17 protein-coding genes are annotated in these 18,162 nt (G+C 41.8%); 4 read left to right on the forward strand and 13 right to left on the reverse strand.

Annotation, left to right across the window (positions count from 1 at the left end):
- Position 1: 1 nt before the first annotated feature.
- Positions 2-1,369, reverse strand: a complete 1,368-nt coding sequence (locus GZH31_RS14295; protein ID WP_036973178.1) for an MFS transporter — start codon at positions 1,367-1,369, stop codon at positions 2-4.
- Positions 1,370-1,532: 163 nt separating this feature from the next.
- Here GZH31_RS14295 and uvrA point away from each other — a divergent pair, with 163 nt between their 5' ends.
- Both uvrA and GZH31_RS14305 read left to right on the forward strand, forming a co-directional pair.
- On the forward strand, positions 1,533-4,352 hold the full coding sequence (uvrA, locus tag GZH31_RS14300) for an excinuclease ABC subunit UvrA (protein WP_074989346.1): 2,820 nt from the start codon (positions 1,533-1,535) through the stop codon (positions 4,350-4,352).
- A 13-nt stretch (positions 4,353-4,365) separates the two neighbouring features.
- Positions 4,366-5,442: a hypothetical protein gene (locus GZH31_RS14305; protein ID WP_074989345.1), complete on the forward strand. Its 1,077-nt coding sequence runs from the start codon at positions 4,366-4,368 to the stop codon at positions 5,440-5,442.
- Positions 5,443-5,923: 481 nt separating this feature from the next.
- Here the strand turns inward: GZH31_RS14305 and trpS are convergent, their stop codons facing one another.
- The 3 genes from trpS to rpe are packed head-to-tail and all read right to left on the reverse strand — an operon-like array spanning position 5,924 to position 8,325.
- Positions 5,924-6,928 (reverse strand): tryptophan--tRNA ligase, encoded by a 1,005-nt coding sequence (gene trpS / locus GZH31_RS14310; protein WP_036973183.1) that lies wholly within the window; start codon positions 6,926-6,928, stop codon positions 5,924-5,926.
- Between the two features lie 48 nt (positions 6,929-6,976).
- The gene (locus tag GZH31_RS14315) at positions 6,977-7,642 is read right to left on the reverse strand and encodes an HAD-IA family hydrolase (RefSeq protein WP_065978303.1); all 666 of its coding nucleotides are present in this window, start codon (positions 7,640-7,642) and stop codon (positions 6,977-6,979) included.
- Positions 7,639-8,325 carry a ribulose-phosphate 3-epimerase gene (gene rpe / locus GZH31_RS14320; protein ID WP_036973185.1) on the reverse strand — a complete coding sequence of 229 codons (687 nt, stop codon included), beginning with the start codon at positions 8,323-8,325 and terminating at the stop codon, positions 7,639-7,641. The genes GZH31_RS14315 and rpe overlap by 4 nt, the downstream gene beginning before the upstream one ends.
- 327 nt (positions 8,326-8,652) lie before the next feature.
- On the opposite strand from rpe, the gene GZH31_RS14325 reads away from it, so the two are divergent.
- Both GZH31_RS14325 and GZH31_RS14330 read left to right on the forward strand, forming a co-directional pair.
- The gene (locus tag GZH31_RS14325) at positions 8,653-8,949 is read left to right on the forward strand and encodes a hypothetical protein (protein WP_036973186.1); all 297 of its coding nucleotides are present in this window, start codon (positions 8,653-8,655) and stop codon (positions 8,947-8,949) included.
- A 5-nt stretch (positions 8,950-8,954) separates the two neighbouring features.
- The gene (locus GZH31_RS14330) at positions 8,955-9,140 is read left to right on the forward strand and encodes a DUF2970 domain-containing protein (RefSeq protein ID WP_036973187.1); all 186 of its coding nucleotides are present in this window, start codon (positions 8,955-8,957) and stop codon (positions 9,138-9,140) included.
- Here the strand turns inward: GZH31_RS14330 and GZH31_RS14335 are convergent.
- The 9 genes from GZH31_RS14335 to GZH31_RS14375 form a co-directional block, all read right to left on the reverse strand.
- Positions 9,112-9,954 (reverse strand): Dam family site-specific DNA-(adenine-N6)-methyltransferase, encoded by an 843-nt coding sequence (locus GZH31_RS14335; protein ID WP_036973188.1) that lies wholly within the window; start codon positions 9,952-9,954, stop codon positions 9,112-9,114. The genes GZH31_RS14330 and GZH31_RS14335 overlap by 29 nt on opposite strands.
- A gap of 53 nt (positions 9,955-10,007) precedes the next feature.
- Positions 10,008-11,402 carry an AAA family ATPase gene (locus GZH31_RS14340; protein WP_180311144.1) on the reverse strand — a complete coding sequence of 465 codons (1,395 nt, stop codon included), beginning with the start codon at positions 11,400-11,402 and terminating at the stop codon, positions 10,008-10,010.
- Positions 11,402-12,472 carry a 3-dehydroquinate synthase gene (gene aroB / locus GZH31_RS14345; RefSeq protein WP_180311145.1) on the reverse strand — a complete coding sequence of 357 codons (1,071 nt, stop codon included), beginning with the start codon at positions 12,470-12,472 and terminating at the stop codon, positions 11,402-11,404. The genes GZH31_RS14340 and aroB overlap by 1 nt, the downstream gene beginning before the upstream one ends.
- Before the next feature lie 27 nt (positions 12,473-12,499).
- Positions 12,500-13,018, reverse strand: coding sequence for a shikimate kinase AroK (gene aroK, locus GZH31_RS14350; RefSeq protein WP_036973192.1), 519 nt, complete (start codon positions 13,016-13,018; stop codon positions 12,500-12,502).
- Positions 13,019-13,197: 179 nt separating this feature from the next.
- On the reverse strand, positions 13,198-15,279 hold the full coding sequence (locus GZH31_RS14355; protein WP_065978298.1) for a type IV pilus secretin PilQ: 2,082 nt from the start codon (positions 15,277-15,279) through the stop codon (positions 13,198-13,200).
- Positions 15,266-15,802, reverse strand: coding sequence for a pilus assembly protein PilP (locus tag GZH31_RS14360; protein ID WP_036973194.1), 537 nt, complete (start codon positions 15,800-15,802; stop codon positions 15,266-15,268). Before GZH31_RS14360 ends, GZH31_RS14355 begins: the two co-directional genes overlap by 14 nt.
- Positions 15,799-16,404, reverse strand: coding sequence for a type 4a pilus biogenesis protein PilO (locus tag GZH31_RS14365; RefSeq protein WP_036973195.1), 606 nt, complete (start codon positions 16,402-16,404; stop codon positions 15,799-15,801). The genes GZH31_RS14360 and GZH31_RS14365 overlap by 4 nt, the downstream gene beginning before the upstream one ends.
- Positions 16,394-16,966 (reverse strand): PilN domain-containing protein, encoded by a 573-nt coding sequence (locus GZH31_RS14370; protein ID WP_074989341.1) that lies wholly within the window; start codon positions 16,964-16,966, stop codon positions 16,394-16,396. Before GZH31_RS14370 ends, GZH31_RS14365 begins: the two co-directional genes overlap by 11 nt.
- On the reverse strand, positions 16,954-18,033 hold the full coding sequence (locus GZH31_RS14375) for a pilus assembly protein PilM (protein WP_074989340.1): 1,080 nt from the start codon (positions 18,031-18,033) through the stop codon (positions 16,954-16,956). The genes GZH31_RS14370 and GZH31_RS14375 overlap by 13 nt, the downstream gene beginning before the upstream one ends.
- Positions 18,034-18,162: the final 129 nt, after the last annotated feature.

Raw genomic sequence — 18,162 nt, forward strand, 5'->3', positions numbered from 1 at the left:
GTTAGATTAAACCAGCCGCTTTTCGTGCTTGGTCTAGGTCAAATTCTTTATCATTAATCTTTAAATAGCTGCGATTTTCATCGCAAACAACCGTTGCTTCTATTACGCCCGGTAAAGCAACTAGACGAGAAGCAAGCGCTTGTGCCTGCTGCTCGGAACTTAATTCTGTCATTAAGCTAATAATTTTACTTCTTGGTGGGACTTGCATATTCCAAGCAAGGATAAGCCATATTACCCCAACAAGTGCCGCCGCCGCAAACACTGCTTGCGCACTTAGCGCTTGTGCAACATAGCCCCCCAATAAACCACCTAAAAAGGCACCAAAAAACTGCGTAGACGAAAACACGCCCATGGCAGAGCCTTTCTGGTTTGCAGGGGCAATACGAGACACTAATGCAGGCATAGTGGCTTCTAAAAAATTAAATGCGACAAAGTAAACTAACATACACACACCGATGCCAATCACAGAATCAACCCAGAATGACATCGCCAGCATGCTCAATACTAATAAAGCGATTGAACCAATAAACGCCTGTTTTTCTTTTTCTTTGCGGATAGCCACTATCATCATTGGCGCCATTAAGAAAAACGCTAAAAATAAGACTGGAATATATAAATACCAATGATGATCAGCAATTAATCCATCTTTAATTAATTGACCCGGTAAGGCTACAAACACCGTGGTTAACGTAAGATGAAGTAACATAACCCCAAAATCTAAACGTGCTAATTGCGGGTGTTTAATTAATTGTTTTATGTCATCTAAGGTGGCAAGCGTGTCGCCTTTGGGTGCCTTGTTTACTGCATTTGGAACCAAAAACAAGACAATAAAAATACCTAAAATGGCCAACCCAGCTGTTAGCCAAAAAACGCCAGCAACACCCCAAGATGCCGCAACTATTGGCCCTAGTAGCATCGCAACAGCAAAGCTCATACCAATACACATACCAATAACAGCCATCACCTTTGGACGCTGCTCATCTCGGCTTAAATCTGAAGCCAAAGCAAGTAACGCACTGGCAATCGCGCCCATACCTTGTAATGCACGGCCAAACGTCACCATTTGTACCGACTCGGCGGTGGCAGCAATAACGGAACCAAGCGCAAACACGCACAGGCCTCCAATAATCACTTTTTTACGGCCTATTTTATCCGACAACCACCCCATTGGAATTTGTAACACGGCTTGCGTTAAACCATACGCACCGATTGCAAAACCAATCCATAGCGGCGAAAAACCTTCCAATTGCTGACCATAAATAGCCAGAACTGGCATCAACATAAATAGGCCAAGCATACGGAACGCAAACACGCTCGCTAACGAAACGGCAGCGCGTTTTTCTCGGGAGTTGAGTGAAGATGCTGTCATGAATTACTGAATCTTGCTGTCTATTAAAATGTAAGCGTGGATTCTACCACAAGCGAAAAATAAATAATCACCTGTAAGTGAGGATTTTTTCTTTGATCAAGGATTAATCTTGTCGCGTATTGTGAGATACTGAAATAATCACTTGGTAATAAAACGAGATAGCATGGAAAACATTGAAGTCCGAGGCGCCCGTACGCACAATTTAAAAGACATCAGCCTAACCATTCCCCGTGATAAGCTGATAGTTATCACTGGCCTATCTGGTTCAGGGAAATCGTCTTTAGCGTTTGATACATTGTATGCAGAAGGGCAACGTCGTTATGTAGAATCACTCTCAGCCTATGCAAGACAATTTTTATCGTTAATGGAAAAGCCTGATGTTGATCATATCGAAGGTCTTTCACCGGCTATCTCTATTGAGCAAAAATCAACCTCGCACAATCCACGTTCGACGGTTGGCACAATCACCGAGATATACGATTACCTGCGTTTACTCTTTGCCCGTGTTGGTGAACCTCGCTGCCCTACCCACGACCTACCACTGGCAGCACAAACAATTAGCCAAATGGTCGACACGGTTTTAGCTCTGCCAGAGGGCAGTAAACTTATGCTACTCGCCCCCGTGGTTAAAGACCGTAAAGGTGAGCATGTAAAGCTACTTGAGCAACTAGCAAGTCAAGGTTTTATTCGTGCCCGTATAGATGGTGAGGTATGTGACTTATCAGATCCTCCCACGTTAGAGCTGCACAAAAAGCACACGATAGAAGTGGTTGTCGATCGTTTTAAAGTGAAAGATGGTCAGCAGCAGCGCTTAGCCGAGTCATTCGAAACAGCCCTTGATCTTTCAAGTGGTGTTGCGCACGTCGCTGCAATGGATGACTCACTTAGCGAAGACATGCTTTTTTCAGCAAACTTTGCCTGTCCAACATGTGGCTACGCTATGAGCGAGCTTGAGCCTCGCCTTTTCTCGTTTAATAATCCTGCTGGTGCATGTCAAAGCTGTGATGGTTTAGGGGTTCGCCAGTACTTTGATCCCAATCGTGTGGTGCAAAACCCAGAGCTAAGTTTATCGGGCGGTGCGATTAAGGGCTGGGACAAACGCAGCTTTTATTATTTTCAGATGCTGCAAGCAGTGGCTGAACACTATGGCTTTGACCTAGAAGCCCCGTTTCAAGAATTAAGTAAAGATGCCCAAAAAGTCATTCTTGAAGGATCGGGTAAAACCAAAATCGCCTTTAATTATCGAAATGACCGCGGCGACCTTATTACTCGTAATCACGAGTTTGAAGGTGTATTAAATAATATGAACCGCCGCTACCGCGAAACCGAGTCAAACTCAGTTCGCGAAGAGCTGGCAAAATATCAAACCAGCCAAGCATGTCCAAGCTGTCATGGTTCTCGTTTACGCCAAGAGGCTCGTCACGTATTCATAGGTCAAACTAATTTGCCTGCCATCACCACCATGAGTATTGGTGAAAGTATGGCATTTTTTGAAGGCCTAGCGCTTACAGGTCAGCGTGCTCAGATTGCCGATAAAATCTTAAAAGAGATCCGTGATCGCTTATCGTTTTTAATAAATGTTGGCTTAAACTACTTATCACTTGAGCGCAGTGCAGACACGCTATCGGGCGGTGAAGCGCAGCGTATTCGCTTGGCAAGCCAAATTGGTGCTGGGCTTGTTGGTGTTATGTATGTACTGGATGAACCGTCAATTGGTTTACACCAACGCGACAACGACCGCTTGCTAAAAACCCTTATTCACCTTCGCGATTTAGGGAATACCGTGATAGTGGTTGAACACGATGAAGATGCAATTCGCGCTGCAGATCACATTATCGATATTGGTCCAGGTGCCGGTGTTCATGGTGGTCATGTTATCGCACAAGGTACGCATGACGATATTTTAGCGAGCAAAGACTCTATCACCGGGCAATACTTATCGGGTGTGAAAAAAATTGAAGTACCAACCACTCGTCATCCAACGAACGACAAATGGCTTGAGCTATTCGGCGCAACGGGTAATAACCTAAAGAATGTTGATTTAAAAATTCCATTCGGTTTGATGACCTGTATCACTGGTGTTTCAGGCTCTGGTAAGTCAACGCTTATCAACGACACCTTATTTAAACTCGCTCACACTGAACTTAATGGTGCAACGACCGCAGAGGCCGCACCGTATAAATCGATTAGTGGTCTTGAACACTTTGATAAAGTAATTGATATTGACCAAAGCCCGATTGGCCGTACGCCACGTTCAAACCCTGCCACATACACCGGTATTTTTACTGGTATTCGTGAACTGTTTGCTGGCACCCAAGAAGCCCGCTCACGAGGTTATAAAGTCGGTCGCTTTAGCTTTAACGTGAAAGGCGGTCGTTGTGAAGCGTGTCAAGGTGATGGCGTAATCAAAGTAGAAATGCACTTTTTACCAGACGTGTATGTGCCGTGTGATGTATGTAAAGGTCAGCGCTACAACCGTGAAACACTTGAAGTACAGTACAAAGGTAAAAATATTCACCAAGTATTAGAAATGACCGTGGAAGACGCGCGCGAGTATTTTGATAAAATTCCCGCGATTGCCCGCAAGCTACAAACCCTAATGGATGTTGGCTTGTCTTATATCCGTTTAGGGCAAGCAGCAACAACCTTATCAGGTGGTGAAGCGCAGCGTGTAAAACTGGCACGTGAGCTATCAAAACGCGACACGGGTAAAACACTCTATATACTTGATGAACCTACAACAGGTTTACACTTTGCTGATATTCAGCAATTATTAGTGGTGCTTCACCGTTTACGCGACCATGGCAATACCATTGTAGTGATTGAACACAATCTTGATGTGATCAAAACTGCTGACTGGATTGTCGATTTAGGCCCTGAAGGGGGCTCTGGCGGCGGTGAAATTTTAATTTCGGGTACCCCTGAAGAAGTGGCCGATTGCGAACGTTCACACACAGGCAGATACTTAAAACCACTACTATAAAAAAGGACGTTGGGTGCGTAGGTATTTAAAAATAGCGAAGTGGCGCGCTAATAAACAGTTTCAACAACAGCAGCGTAGCTGGCAACCTCATAAAACAAGGTTGGTTGAACGTATACAAGCCATTTGGTTTAACTTAAGTACCGCACAAAAGCTCTACCTTTTAGCATTAAGCAGCCTGATTGTTCTGCAATCAGGCTGGCTAAGTGCCACCATCACTATCATTGCCCTCGTTATTGAATTTTGGCCTAAGTTTAATCAGCTGTGGCACTCTTTAGCGGGCAAAGCACTCATCTTAATTTTCTATGCCAGTATCGCAAACTTTGTATTAGCTGGGGCCAGTGGCATTGTTAATGACGTTACCCATGTGTCGGCCAACCACTTTAACTATACCCATAACTTTGCCACCTTACTGTATTTGCCCCCTTGGGCAATGGGGATCACATTAGGTACCCTGCTGTTGTTTCAACTTTTTTTACCCTTCTATATCTTCATTTTATTATTAATAAAACCGTTTGGCTCAGAGCGAATAAAATTTATTAGTCAAAGTTATTCACCATTATTAACGGCTATAGTGCGCTTTATATTAGCGTCAGTGGTCTTTATTAATCTGACTTCGTTCATTAATGACAAACCACCTGAAGAGGTGCTTGATAATATTCTTACAAGCTTTGTTGATGGCCAAGCGATAGCAAAAGAGTCACCCTCTGAGCAACAAAAAGCCGTTGAAGAAATCAGTGAAAAAATAGAACAACACCTTCCAAAGAGCAGCGCAGAAACGCCCCCATCTAAGCGCAATGTTGAGATAGACAGTGAGGGTGAGAGTGATGGTGAGAGTGAAACCGTTGAAAACTTACGTCAATTTTTAAATACCAAGGGCTACTTTGAGCGCAGCAAACGTCTCATTGCCATGTTTGCTTTTAGCTTTGAGGCTGATAGTTACTCTCGTTGCTTAAAAGATGAGACGAGTAAAGCTGTGGAATTGAATGATTATGAGATTGTTCAAATTACCCCCGATCACAATGCGCCGTATGGCTATCGCTTTTCGGTGATCGCTTGTGATTCGCCTGGCGTTACGCCCGTTAAAAAATAGCGGCTCAAACACGCTACTCACTTAGCTTACTGCGTTTTTTGAAACCAATGAAAGAAAGCGCAGCTAAAGCAAAGCCTACTAAGCAATAAAAAACACTAAAAAGTACTGATTAAAAGCTTATTTCCTTTCATAAGGTTTAAATATAACCCACTGATAAATAAAAGATATCAATTAAAAAACCTTATCAAACAAATTGCTCATATCTTGATAAGCGACATTCCCCCTCTAAGGCCGTTATTGTAGCGCTATCAACAGGTCACCAACCTTTATACCTGAAGATATACCCAACCAGCTTTGATGAAAATTGAGTCATATTTTAAATGTGATGAGGAACGTAGAATGGAAAAAACAGATAAATATGCTGTGTCACTCATTTGCCTATTTAGCGCCTTAATGGCATTGAGTTTCTGTTAGACGCTTAGATATAAAAATACCGCTTATAAGCGGTATTTTTATATCTTTAAACGCCCTTGTTATATGACTACGGGCGAGGAATAAAACCCACCGCGTCGTACACTGCTTTTAATGTTTTTTCAGCACGAATACTCGCTTTCTCAGCGCCAGACTTCATGATGCTATTAAGTAACGCTTGATCATCACGAATTTCATGAAAACGCGCTTGGATAGGCTCAATCATGCTAACCACGGCTGCTGCTGTATCTTTTTTCAGGTGACCATACATTTTATCTTCGTACTCAGGCACTAAGTCTTCGATTGAGCGTTTAGTGGCAACTGATAACAAGGTAAGTAAATTAGATACGCCTGGTTTTTCTTCACGGTCGAAGTAAATACGTGCTTGCTCGTCTGAATCAGTAACGGCTTTTTTCAGTTTCTTTTCAATCTTCTTCGGTTCATCTAACAACATGATGTAGCCGTTTGGATTTTCATCTGACTTAGACATTTTCTTTAGTGGGTCTTGCAAGCTCATTACACGTGCACCAAATTCAGGAATGTATGGCTCAGGAAGCTTAAATACGTCTCCGTACAGGTTATTAAAACGCGTCGCAATATCACGAGTAAGCTCTAAATGCTGCTTTTGGTCTTCGCCTACTGGCACTTGATCTGCTTGATACAACAAAATATCAGCGGCTTGTAATACAGGGTATGAAAATAAGCCCACGTTTACGTTATTAGCATGCTTTGATGACTTGTCTTTAAATTGCGTCATACGGTTAAGCTCACCCATTTGCGCATAGCAGTTTAAAACCCAACTAAGCTGAGCATGCTCTGGCACTTGAGATTGAACAAATAACGCAGATTTTTCAGGGTCGATACCACACGCCGCATACAATGCAATACCATCTAAAACACGTGAGCGCAGCTGCTCAGGATCTTGACGTACAGTAATGGCATGTAAATCAACCAGCATAAAGAAACTTTCGTGGTCTTCCTGTAGCTTAAGCCACTGGTTAATAGCGCCAACATAGTTGCCTATTGTCATACCACCGGTTGGCTGAATGCCACTTAACACTACTGGTTTACTCATGATGTTCCTTTATTTTACTAAACTAATAAGACTAAATTTAAAATGCACTTACCTTTGCGTAAGAACAGGTATTATATCTAAGAAATTATCACAGAGGTACTCTGGATTGAAATCAGCAAGGTTTTCACCTTGGTTATAACCATAACCGAGCGCGATAACATCAACATTAGCAGCTTTAGCTGCTAATACATCGCTTTTAGAGTCACCGATCATAATGGCTTTTTCTGGGCTTACATTAAGTTGTCTGCAAGCAAATTGTAACGGTTCAGCTGATGGTTTTTTTGTCATATCATCGCCGCAAACAATAAACTGAAAATGATGAGTAAGTGCCAACTTATCAAGTAGTTTTTCAGTAAAGCGGCGTGCTTTGTTGGTTATGATGACTTTGGGTATGCTTGCCAGCGCTGCAAGACCTGTCTCAACGTGCTGATAAAGCGCGCTATAATCACCAACAACCTCATCATAATGCTGATAAAAAAGAGTGATAGCTTGCTGTGCCAACGCATCATCTAAATGCTCGCTTATTTGCATATCACCGCTCAAGCCTCGCTTAACAAGCGTTTCTATGCCATTACCAACCCAACCTTCCACTAATTTTTGTGTGACCACTGGGAACGCTAAATCTGTTAGCGTTAAATTCATGGCAATATACAAATCATAAACACTGTCGACTAATGTGCCGTCGAGGTCAAAAAAGGCAGCATCGTATCTCATGAATTAACGTTTCCTAGCTCTGCACGCATTTTATCGATCACCTCTTTGTAATCAGGTTGGTTGAAAATAGCAGAACCGGCAACAAACATATCGGCTCCTGCCTCAGCGATTTCTGCAATGTTATCCACATTAACACCGCCATCCACTTCAAGGCGAATATTTCGACCTGATTGTTCAATAATTTTACGCGCTTGACGTAACTTGTCTAAGGTATGTGGAATAAAGCTTTGACCACCAAAACCGGGGTTTACCGACATCAATAAGATCACATCAACTTTGTCGAGAACATGCTCAAGGTAGCTCAGGCTGGTTGCAGGATTAAACACCAATCCCGCTTGGCAACCACAATCTTTAATTAGCTGTAAGGTGCGGTCAATATGTTCACTGGCTTCTGGGTGAAAACTAATAATTGACGCCCCAGCTTCAGCAAAATCAGGAATTAAGCGGTCAACCGGCTTCACCATTAAATGCACATCTATCGGTGCGGTAACACCGTAGTCACGTAATGCTTTGCAAATCATGGGGCCAAAGGTCAGGTTTGGCACATAGTGGTTATCCATTACATCAAAATGTACAACATCAGCACCACTGGTTAAGACGCGATCGACATCTTCGCCTAAACGCGCAAAGTCGGCCGATAAAATAGACGGGGCAATTAAATACTTTTGTAATGTTTCCAGCATGAGAGATCCCTTAAAATTTGCTACAGCAATGAAAGTGCGCTTAATGTAACCCAATCGTTAGCTGATTTAAACACCGGCACGAAAGCGCAGCGCCCGACAAAATAATAGAGTCAGTCTTTTAGACTATTGAATCTAGGTAAAAAGAACGAACCCATTGCGTATAACCTCTTTTTTAATAACAACTAAAAACAAACAAAAATTAAACATTTCATTTACTTCAAGCTGCTAATTTTACTAAAAAATCATCTAATTCAGCATTAATTAAGTTTGTTATTTGAACAACTTTTATGTATGCTTGTCTAAATAACACAAACAAAGGTTATTACAATGCGTGCTTTTAAAACTGGGATCTTAATCGCGTCCGCACTTTCAGTTACTGCTTTTGTATCACTTTCTTCAAATGATGAAGATACATTTCTAGCAGCCACATCAGACTGTCAATGCAATACGATTACTGTATCGTCTTCGACTAATCAATGTATTCAAACTAATAAAGAAACGGGTTGGTTTTCGTGGATAACGGGCGATAGCCGTAGTGCTCAATTTCATTACTTAGATTTACTTGAACTGTTAACTAGCAGCGAAGAATCAAAGAAAGTTAGCGGTTTAGGCTCAACGTTCTAAATCGCATGAAAAAATTCTTTAGTGCATTACAAAGTGTCGTTGCGGCATTTTTTGGTGTTCAATCAGAAGACAAACGTCAAGCTGATTTCAAAGAGCATTCACTCAGCTCCCTCGCTGTGATTGCCCTCATCTTATTTATTCTTTTCGTCGCTGCTATCTATTTCACCGTGTCTTTGGTGCTAAGTACATAGCCATTAACTCATTGACTTTATTGCGTGAACCGCCTTTAGGGCTGATTGTTCGCTTAACTTGAATTTCGTCTAATGATGCTTGGCTGTATATTTTACGCGTCCAGACCGTATCATGATTCGAGATAAGCACTGGTGTATTGTTTTCAAAAGCAGCTTGCTCGGCTAAATTTGCTAGGTTTGCTTGATCATCTAAGTTAAACCCCCCTTTGGCATATGACGTAAAAGACGCGGTTTTACTGAGCGGCACATACGGTGGGTCACAGTACACAACAGCGTTTTCAGGAATAAGCTTAAAGACTTCGTCATAGCCTAGGCAGGTAAACGTAGCTTGCTGTGCTTTCTCAGCAAAAAAGCTCATTTCTTTTTCAGGGAAATAGGGACGTTTATATTTTCCAAAGGGGACGTTAAAAATCCCCTTCAAGTTATAACGGCATAGACCATTATAACCATGACGATTCATGTATAAGAATAAAATAGCACGCTCATACACATCGCTACTTTGATTAAACTGCACACGATATTCATAGTAAGCTTCTGGGTGGTTGTTTAATTCAACAAACAACTTTTTAGCGTCGCTAATAAACTCATCTGGCGAGCGCTTTAACTCAGTGTATAAATTGATGAGATCTGCATTGATATCATTCAAAATATAATGCTTAAAATCAGTATTTAAAAACACTGAACCCGCACCAACAAAAGGCTCAACTAAGGTGTCTGCATTCATACTCGCTTGTTTTAAACGGGCGTGAATGTCCTCAACTAGGCTGTATTTTCCGCCTGCCCATTTAAGGAAGGCCCTGGTCTTTTGCTGCATCTGCTCTTAACTTCAATTCAGTGTTGCGCGATTTTACACTAATCAGTTTTAATTTACTGATCTAGTGAAGCGATTTCTTGTTTAATTTTACTTATTTTTTTATAAAAAGGCTGATTTTTACGCACATTTTCAGAAAGTGATAAGGCTGCTTTCTTAGCATCACTTAAGGTCGAAAAACTGCCATAAGTGACAATCCACCATGGCTTGCCACTGCGCATGCTTTTATAAGTATTCACTTGCCCTTGTAAGGTATTTTCAGCGATAAATTTCTCGCTGATCTGTGGGTTCGTGACAGCCAATAGCTGAATAACAAAATTATTGTCTGGCTGTGCTAAATACCAAGCATTACCGCTAAGTAGTGGCGGTTTGTCATTCACAGGCTCTTCTATGAATGAATCAATGTTATCAGTATTTTTCGCATCAGATGTAAGCGCAGCGGCAATTTCATCACTGCTTGGCGTTTCTATTGGCTGTGATGGTTGCTCAATCGTTTTATCTGGCGCGAGGCTATCAACAATTGCAGCAACATTATTTTCATGCTTTTCAGCGGGTTGCTTAATAACCTCTGCGGTTTCAACTGTTGGCGATGGCAGCTCTGGTGCTCGTTCTGGTTCTGGCTGCTCACCGGCGTTAAGTTCGGTGTCTCTTTGCGAGTTAACAACAGCGTCAGTAGAAAGTGCCGTTTCCACAGGTAAGGCGGTATCTTGTTGATAATGCGCTTTCCACCACTGAGTCATATCAGCTTTGTATAAAAAGCCAATAATCAACAGCATGGTCGTTAACAACAATAAAATGATATACAGCAGCTTATAACTTTTTTCTGGCGCACGAATATCAGCAGTTTGTAGCTCAGGTTGCCATTCAAGTAGCAACGCAGGATTGCCCTGTGCTTCTTGTAAAAAAGTACGAAATACAGGGTCTTCCTCAACAGGTAAGTTATCAAAGAACCAGCGCATTAGCTGCTTACTTTCACTTATGTTCAATGCTTCAAGATGAATTTCAACCGCTTGCGTAAACTGCCCCGATGATTGTGAGGCAAGCAAAATATATAAAGTTGTTGGGCTTTGTTTGGCTAACGTTTCTAACTGTTGGATCATTTCATCTGATAAATGACGGCCGCCATCAATCACCCACAAACAATTACCGCAGGGTTGTTGTTTATAAAGCTGATAAAAGTTTTCAGATAAACTGAGGGTGTGATCAATCAGTGGGTTACGAAAGTTTTGTTCGAGTAGCTCAGTGATGAACTGTTGATCAGTCATCTTGCCAGAAAGTTGTACAAATGCTTTGTTGAACTCAAGATATTTGTCGGTAATAAACGTTTCCAACAAATAACTTTTTCCTAATCCTGATGCGCCTAATAAGCATATTAGGTTCTGCCCATATTCGAATTGGAGGGCAATACGATCAACTAGCGCTGCACGGCTAGGCAATATTTGTGATTGCATTAGCGCGCTATTAAATCACAGACCTGCTGATCGGTTACATCACTGACCAGCGCACATTGACCAAATTGTGTAGGAAGAATAAAGCGAATGGTGCCTTTTTTATTTTTTTTATCTTTGCGCATATGAATCAGAAACTGCTCACTGGTCATCTCGCTTGGAATATCCACAGGTAAATCATACTGTGATATTAACAGCACAATACGCTCAACCTCAGATGCTGATAAGTCGCCTCGCGTGTGTGCCAGTCGGGCTGCAAGCACCATACCTGCCGCCACGGCTTCTCCATGCAACCAATTACCGTAACCCATTTGTGCTTCAATAGCATGACCAAAAGTATGGCCCAGGTTTAGGAGTGCACGTAAACCAGCTTCTTTTTCATCTTCTGCAACAATAAGTGCTTTGATTTCGCAGCAACGATAAATCACATGCTGAAGCGTTTGCTCGTCAAGTGACTTTAGCTTTGCGATATTTTGCTCAAGATAAGCAAATAGCTCTGTATCGTAGATTAAGCCGTACTTGATTACTTCTGCCATACCGGCTGCAAACTCGCGCTCTGGCAGAGTATGCAATGATTTGGTATCAATAAACACAGCTTGCGGTTGGTAAAAAGCACCAATCATGTTTTTACCCAGCGGATGGTTAACCGCTGTTTTACCGCCCACAGATGAATCTACTTGCGACAACAATGTCGTCGGTATTTGAATAAACGGCACACCACGCTGATAACACGCAGCTACAAAGCCCGTTAAATCACCTACAACACCCCCGCCTAATGCAATTAAGCAGGTGTCACGACCACAGTTATGCTCAAGTAAAAACGCTGAAATCTTTTCAAACCAATCCAGTGATTTAAATTGCTCACCATCAGGAATAACAAAAGATAACGGATTAAGATCAGCCAACGACGTCATTACATCATCTAAATACAAAGGTGCAATGGTGTCGTTGGTGATAATGATAGGTCGACAATCGCCAATGTGCTCGCGGAGTCGACCTGTCTGTTGAAGTGCAGATTGACCAATATAAATAGGATAACTTCGCTCGTCCAAATTAACAGTTAATTCAAGCATCGCTAATTTCCTTTTTATTATTGGTTTTTAAAAATCTAATTTCTCAATGATTTGATTAGCAACAACTTTAGCGCTTTGCTCATCAGTGCGGACAACAAAATCAGCCACTTCTTTGTATAACGGTTCGCGTTCTTCAGCTAAGCGCTCTAATACATCGCGCGGTGCTTCTTCTGTTTGCAATAATGGGCGACGCTTGTCGCGCTGTGTGCGTGCAACCTGCTTTTCGATCGGTGTCTCTAGGTATACAACGATACCTCGAGCAGAAAGCTTATTACGAACTTCTTTACTGATCACAGAACCACCACCAGTAGCAAGAACAATGCCTTGCATCTCAGTTAAGTCTGAAATAACAGTTTCTTCACGAAGTCGGAAGCCCTCTTCACCCTCAAGATCGAATACCCAAGCAATATCTGCTCCTGTACGACGCTCGATCTCTTGATCTGAATCGAAAAATTCAAGGTGTAATTGGTCAGCAATGTGACGACCAATTGTGCTTTTGCCAGCCCCCATAGGGCCCACTAGAAATATATTACGTTTCTCAGCCATATCTTTTTAGTACAAACGAACTCTAAAATTTGAAATAAAACCCCGCCTAACGACCTGGCCCCAAAATTAAGGAGGGGATTATCTCAGTAATTGATTGGTCATTTCAAGTCAATTAGCGTAAAAAGCCTCATAACGAGCAATTAAACCTGCGAATTGCTCGTTGCTTAAGAAAAAAACACTTAATCTATCTGAATTTTTGGTGTTACGAAGATTAGCAACTCTCTTTTTTCATTAAATTCACTCGTACTTCTAAACAGCACACCTAAATATGGAATGTCACCTAGTAGAGGTACTTTCTTTGTTGAGTTCACAATTTGTTGTTGAAAAATACCACCGAGTACGACGGTTTGGCCATTTTCAACCAACACTTGTGTTTGGATCTGTTGCGTATCAATAGCGACTGCAGGGCCTGTTGGAGTCTGTACCGTATCGCCTCGTGTATCTTGAGTGATAATAAGGTCAAGAATCACCTTGTTGTCTGGCGTGATATGCGGTGTCACTTCAAGGCTTAATACCGCCTTTTTGAAACTCACCGTTGTTGCACCACTTGAAGCAGCCTCTACATAGGGAATTTCAGTACCTTGCTCAATACGGGCTTTTTGCTGGTTTGCTGTGGTAATACGAGGGCTGGCAATGATTTCACCTTTATTTTCTTCTTCAAGCGCAGTCAGCTCGAGATCAATTAAAGTGCCATTGGCAAGTTTCGCAACATGCATACCAATGCTCCCTGCTGGGTTTGAGATTGGTAAGTTAACATTTAGACGATCAGCGACGTTCGGGATCAAACCATTTGAAATCGTTTCAGCGCCTTCAAGTGTTCCCGCTAAGCCATCAGTGCCTTGCTGGTCACTAAAGCCCCAACGCACACCTAAGTCTTCTTGTACGTTATCACGAACCGTCACCATACGAGACTCAATAACAACTTGTCGCACCGCAATATCAAGCGTATCAACCATACGGCGAACACTCTCTATGCTCTTAGCGGTGTCTTTAATTAATAGTGTATTGGTGCGCTTATCAACCGACACGCTGCCACGTGCAGAAATGATGCTGTTAGTGTCGGTTTTTAATAAATCGGCGAACTCTTCCGCTTTCGCGTAGTTAAGACGAATATATTCACTGTATAAAGGCTCTAGGTCTTCAACTTGCTGTTTTGCTTTTAACTCTTTCGCTTCGCGAGCAGCCAATTCTTCAGACGGTGCCACCATTAAAATGGTGCCATCCATGCGTTTGTCTAAGCCTTTCACTTTTAACACCACGTCGAGTGCTTGATCCCATGGCACACCTTCTAGGCGTAATGTGATGTTACCTGACACTGAGTCGCTGGTGACAAGGTTAAACTCGTTATAGCCTGCGATAATTTGCAGCACAGCACGGACCGGAATATCTTGAAAGTTTAAGGTCATTGGGCGACCTTGGTATTCAATACCGCCATCAAGGTATGCGCGTTGTGAGTCATCTTTTTCGACGGTCAAAGTAAAGATATTTTCGATCTGCTGATGCGTAAATTTAAATGCGGCATTAGGTTCAATTACAATGCGCGTCAAATTATCTTCTTTAAACGTTTCTATCGTGCTAACAACAGTGCCAAAATCAAGAACATCTAATTGATATAATAAATCGTCTAAAATGTCTGTATGGTGAAATTCTGCAACAATTTTACCACCGCTTTCATGTACATCGATTGCCGCTTGCGTATCTTGTAAAAACACAAGTAAGCGCGCTTCGCCTTTATCACCGCGACGAAAATCAATTGATTGCACCGTATTAATGTAATTATTTTTTGCTGATAGCGGATCAGCCGACTCATCGGTGGTGATTGGGTTGTCTGATACGTGTAAAGTGACGATGTTATCTTTCGCAGTCGTTTTATAAATTTTTAAACGCTCTAAAGAAACGGTTACTTTCAAGCCTTGTGATGTCATTGTGCTGCTGACATGTTTAATACCCGCCTGATTTATTTCAACATCGCGGACATTGTTATCTACACCGACATCGCTAAATAACATCTCAATGCGTGCAGGCGAATTGTACACTTGCACTTTTGGCTCAAAGGTAAGGGCCTCATCAAACACTAACTGTAATTGCGTTTCGCCTTTCATCAAGGGGTTATAACGCACATCATAGAGAAGAGGAGCAGCAATCGCTGTCTGCGTCATTAAGAGTGCCAATGCCGCCAACATAAATTTGTGCATGTGTACTAACCAAGCCATTCCTTTATGCATCTTATTTTTACCTTTCATACGATTAACTTGCACCATTTGTATCTGCCTCTAACATTTCTAGTTTTGTCAGACGCTCTTTCCAACAACCAGACCCATCAGGAATTAATTCTAATAATTGTATATAATTGTCGTGCACTTCTTTTATTTCACCATGATACAAACCTAGATAATTACCCTCTGTGACACGATATAGCGTGTCGTCAGCGGCTTTGATCAATGCCCAGGTTCTCCCTTTACTACCGATAGTGCCTTTCATTGACAAGTTATCGAGCGGGTATTTTTCAAGTGGTTGACGAACACGGTCAGGGTCTGGGTGTAAACAGTTTTTAACTTGAACCAAGTTATTTTGAATTATTTCTGGTTTTGGAGCGACAAACGGACTACGTAACTCACCTGCACTGTATTCAAAATATTCAAACTTTGCCATTTGAGGAATAGGCTCAACCTCAGGGGTCGTGCTCGCTTTTACCTGATCAATAAACTCTTTTTGTTCTGAAGTATCATCATTACAGGCGCTGAGAAGCAAGCTCATAACAATAATTAACGGGAGCTTTCTCATTTCTTAGGCCCCCCTTCATAACGGTAGGTTTTTGCCACAACGCTAAAGGTTAATTCATTCTCGTTAGACGTTTGAATGGTAAAATCATGCAAACTCACAATACGTGGTAACTGTGCCACTTTGCCAACAAAGTCACCAAACTCATGATAGGTTCCTATTACCTCAATTTTAATGGGTAATTCGGTGTAAAACTCTTTTTTAATTTCCGGCAACCAGCCAATCTTCAAAAAGGTTAAGCCGCTCGTTGTCCCCACATACGATAAGTCGTCAAGGAGCCCCGGTGTTTCATTCGACGTTGGTAAGCGTTTTAAAAGCTGTGAAAACTTTTCTTCCATGTCGACCATTTGTTGACGATATAACTCTAATTTACTGGCTAAAGCGTATTTTTGTTTGTACGTATTGCGCAGTTCGGTTTCTTTTGCAACCGCGGCGTGATAGCTGGTTATTTCGTCTGACACTAACAAGCTATAGCTGAAATACAACACGATTGCCGCAACAAACGCACAACACAGTGCTTTTACAGCAATGGGCCAATCGCCCATGTTTTCGAGTTCTATTTCATTCCAATCTATTTCAGTTAACGATTTGATATCAAGGCTCATTAGGTGCTTCTCCTATTTTATCAAACGGTTTAACGTAAAAATCCATATTAAAATCACTCAATAGCCTAGATGTTTGTTCACCTGCAACAATGCCTTGCATTACGGGTCGCTCTAACAAATAAGAGCTTTGCACTTGTCGTAACATCGTCGATAAGCGATTGTTAGATTCACTGCGACCAATCACATGAATACGGTCATTTTGGCGCTCAAGCTTGGTAAGATAGACACCCGCTGGCACTATTTTTGCCACTTCATCCATAATCTGCGTACCAAGGTTACGACTACTTTGTAGCTCTTCAATGAGTCGCATGCGTTGTTGAAGGCTTTCTTTTTTCTTATCAAGATCATTAATCTCGCGGATACGCTGATTAAGCAAGGCAATTTCTGTATTTAAGAAATCATTTTTTATATTTTGCCCTTCGCGTAAACCACTATAAAAAGAGCTTAATATATACATACTTAAGAAACTGATAACCACAACTGCAAAAAGTACTGTCACAAATTTATTCTGTGATTCTTTACGTTGTTGTTCGCGCCAAGGCAGTAGGTTTATATGTGGCATGATGAAAAGCTCCTTAACGCCAACCCAGTAGCTATCGCAAACTGCGTTCGGTGACGCTGCAGCACATTGCGATCAACTCTTGGAGAAACCTCAATGTTTGCGAAAGGATCAGCAACCACAGTATGAATTCCTAATTCTTCAATGAGTAAGCGATCTAACCCTTCAATCATCGCCGTGCCACCGGTTAAAACGATATAGTCAACATGATCTTTGCCACTTGTGGTTAAGAACATTTGCACCGCACGTCTTACTTGCTGTAGCAACGATGTTTGGAAAGGTGCCAATACTTCAAAGGTGTAATTAGGCGGCAAATCACCGGTTGTTTTGCCGATTTCAGCTTCATCAAAACTTTTGTTGTAGTAAGCAACAATGCTATTTGTATATTGATCACCACCGAACACTTGGTCACGGGTATAAATAGTTTCACCCGCTTGTACCACGCTCACTAACATCAGCACGGCACCAATATCAACCACAGCAACACACTTATTGTACGCATCGCTTGGCAACTGCTGGTAGTACACATCCATCGTTCGACTAAGTGCATAACTTTCTACATCGACCACTTTAGCTTTTAAATTAGCCGTTTCTAAAGCACCAACGCGTGCCTCAACACTTTCTGTACGGGCAGCTGAGAGCAATACATTAACCTTGCTCGGATCGGCCTCATTAATGGCGAGTTTTTCAAAGTCTATATTTACTTCATCAAGTGGGTACGGTATGAGGCTATCTGCCTCAATTGCAATTTGCGACTCTAATTCAGCATCAGTTAATGATACATCCATGAAAATCACTTTGGTGATCACGGTTTGACCAGACACGGCTACTGCCGCAGCCTGAACAGATTTAGGTATTTTCCTTTTTAATTTAGCGATAACATTGCCAATCGCTTCAATGTCTTGAATTGTACGCTCAGACATTGCTCCCTTTGGCATTGGCTCTATAGCTAACGCCTCAAGTCGCAAACCTGTGTCTGTCTCCTGCAACAACACTGCTTTAATGCAGTGCGATCCAATGTCGATCCCTACCATCATAGATGAAGGCTTTTTAAATAGCTGACTTAGCATGTTTGCAACTTGGCCTTTGTTTTAATAATAAACAAGTTATAATTTTTATCTGAAAAAATATTATTCATTTTTTAATCAATATATACTAGCAGTCTCCGATTCTAATTGGGAGTCCATTTAGGGAAAATA

It is taken from the genome of Pseudoalteromonas sp. JSTW, from assembly GCF_013423925.1.
Lineage (GTDB): Bacteria > Pseudomonadota > Gammaproteobacteria > Enterobacterales > Alteromonadaceae > Pseudoalteromonas > Pseudoalteromonas lipolytica.

Excerpts from the sequence above, each read along its gene's own strand:
- GZH31_RS14295 (WP_036973178.1), bottom strand. The coding sequence starts at position 1,369 with ATGACAGCATCTTCACTCAACTCCCGAGAAAAACGCGCTGCCGTTTCG.
- uvrA (WP_074989346.1), top strand. The coding sequence starts at position 1,533 with ATGGAAAACATTGAAGTCCGAGGCGCCCGTACGCACAATTTAAAAGAC.
- trpS (WP_036973183.1), bottom strand. The coding sequence starts at position 6,928 with ATGAGTAAACCAGTAGTGTTAAGTGGCATTCAGCCAACCGGTGGTATG.
- GZH31_RS14315 (WP_065978303.1), bottom strand. The coding sequence starts at position 7,642 with ATGAGATACGATGCTGCCTTTTTTGACCTCGACGGCACATTAGTCGAC.
- rpe (WP_036973185.1), bottom strand. The coding sequence starts at position 8,325 with ATGCTGGAAACATTACAAAAGTATTTAATTGCCCCGTCTATTTTATCG.
- GZH31_RS14325 (WP_036973186.1), top strand. The coding sequence starts at position 8,653 with ATGCGTGCTTTTAAAACTGGGATCTTAATCGCGTCCGCACTTTCAGTT.
- GZH31_RS14330 (WP_036973187.1), top strand. The coding sequence starts at position 8,955 with ATGAAAAAATTCTTTAGTGCATTACAAAGTGTCGTTGCGGCATTTTTT.
- GZH31_RS14335 (WP_036973188.1), bottom strand. The coding sequence starts at position 9,954 with ATGCAGCAAAAGACCAGGGCCTTCCTTAAATGGGCAGGCGGAAAATAC.
- GZH31_RS14340 (WP_180311144.1), bottom strand. The coding sequence starts at position 11,402 with ATGCAATCACAAATATTGCCTAGCCGTGCAGCGCTAGTTGATCGTATT.
- aroB (WP_180311145.1), bottom strand. The coding sequence starts at position 12,472 with ATGCTTGAATTAACTGTTAATTTGGACGAGCGAAGTTATCCTATTTAT.
- aroK (WP_036973192.1), bottom strand. The coding sequence starts at position 13,018 with ATGGCTGAGAAACGTAATATATTTCTAGTGGGCCCTATGGGGGCTGGC.
- GZH31_RS14355 (WP_065978298.1), bottom strand. The coding sequence starts at position 15,279 with ATGGTGCAAGTTAATCGTATGAAAGGTAAAAATAAGATGCATAAAGGA.
- GZH31_RS14360 (WP_036973194.1), bottom strand. The coding sequence starts at position 15,802 with ATGAGAAAGCTCCCGTTAATTATTGTTATGAGCTTGCTTCTCAGCGCC.
- GZH31_RS14365 (WP_036973195.1), bottom strand. The coding sequence starts at position 16,404 with ATGAGCCTTGATATCAAATCGTTAACTGAAATAGATTGGAATGAAATA.
- GZH31_RS14370 (WP_074989341.1), bottom strand. The coding sequence starts at position 16,966 with ATGCCACATATAAACCTACTGCCTTGGCGCGAACAACAACGTAAAGAA.
- GZH31_RS14375 (WP_074989340.1), bottom strand. The coding sequence starts at position 18,033 with ATGCTAAGTCAGCTATTTAAAAAGCCTTCATCTATGATGGTAGGGATC.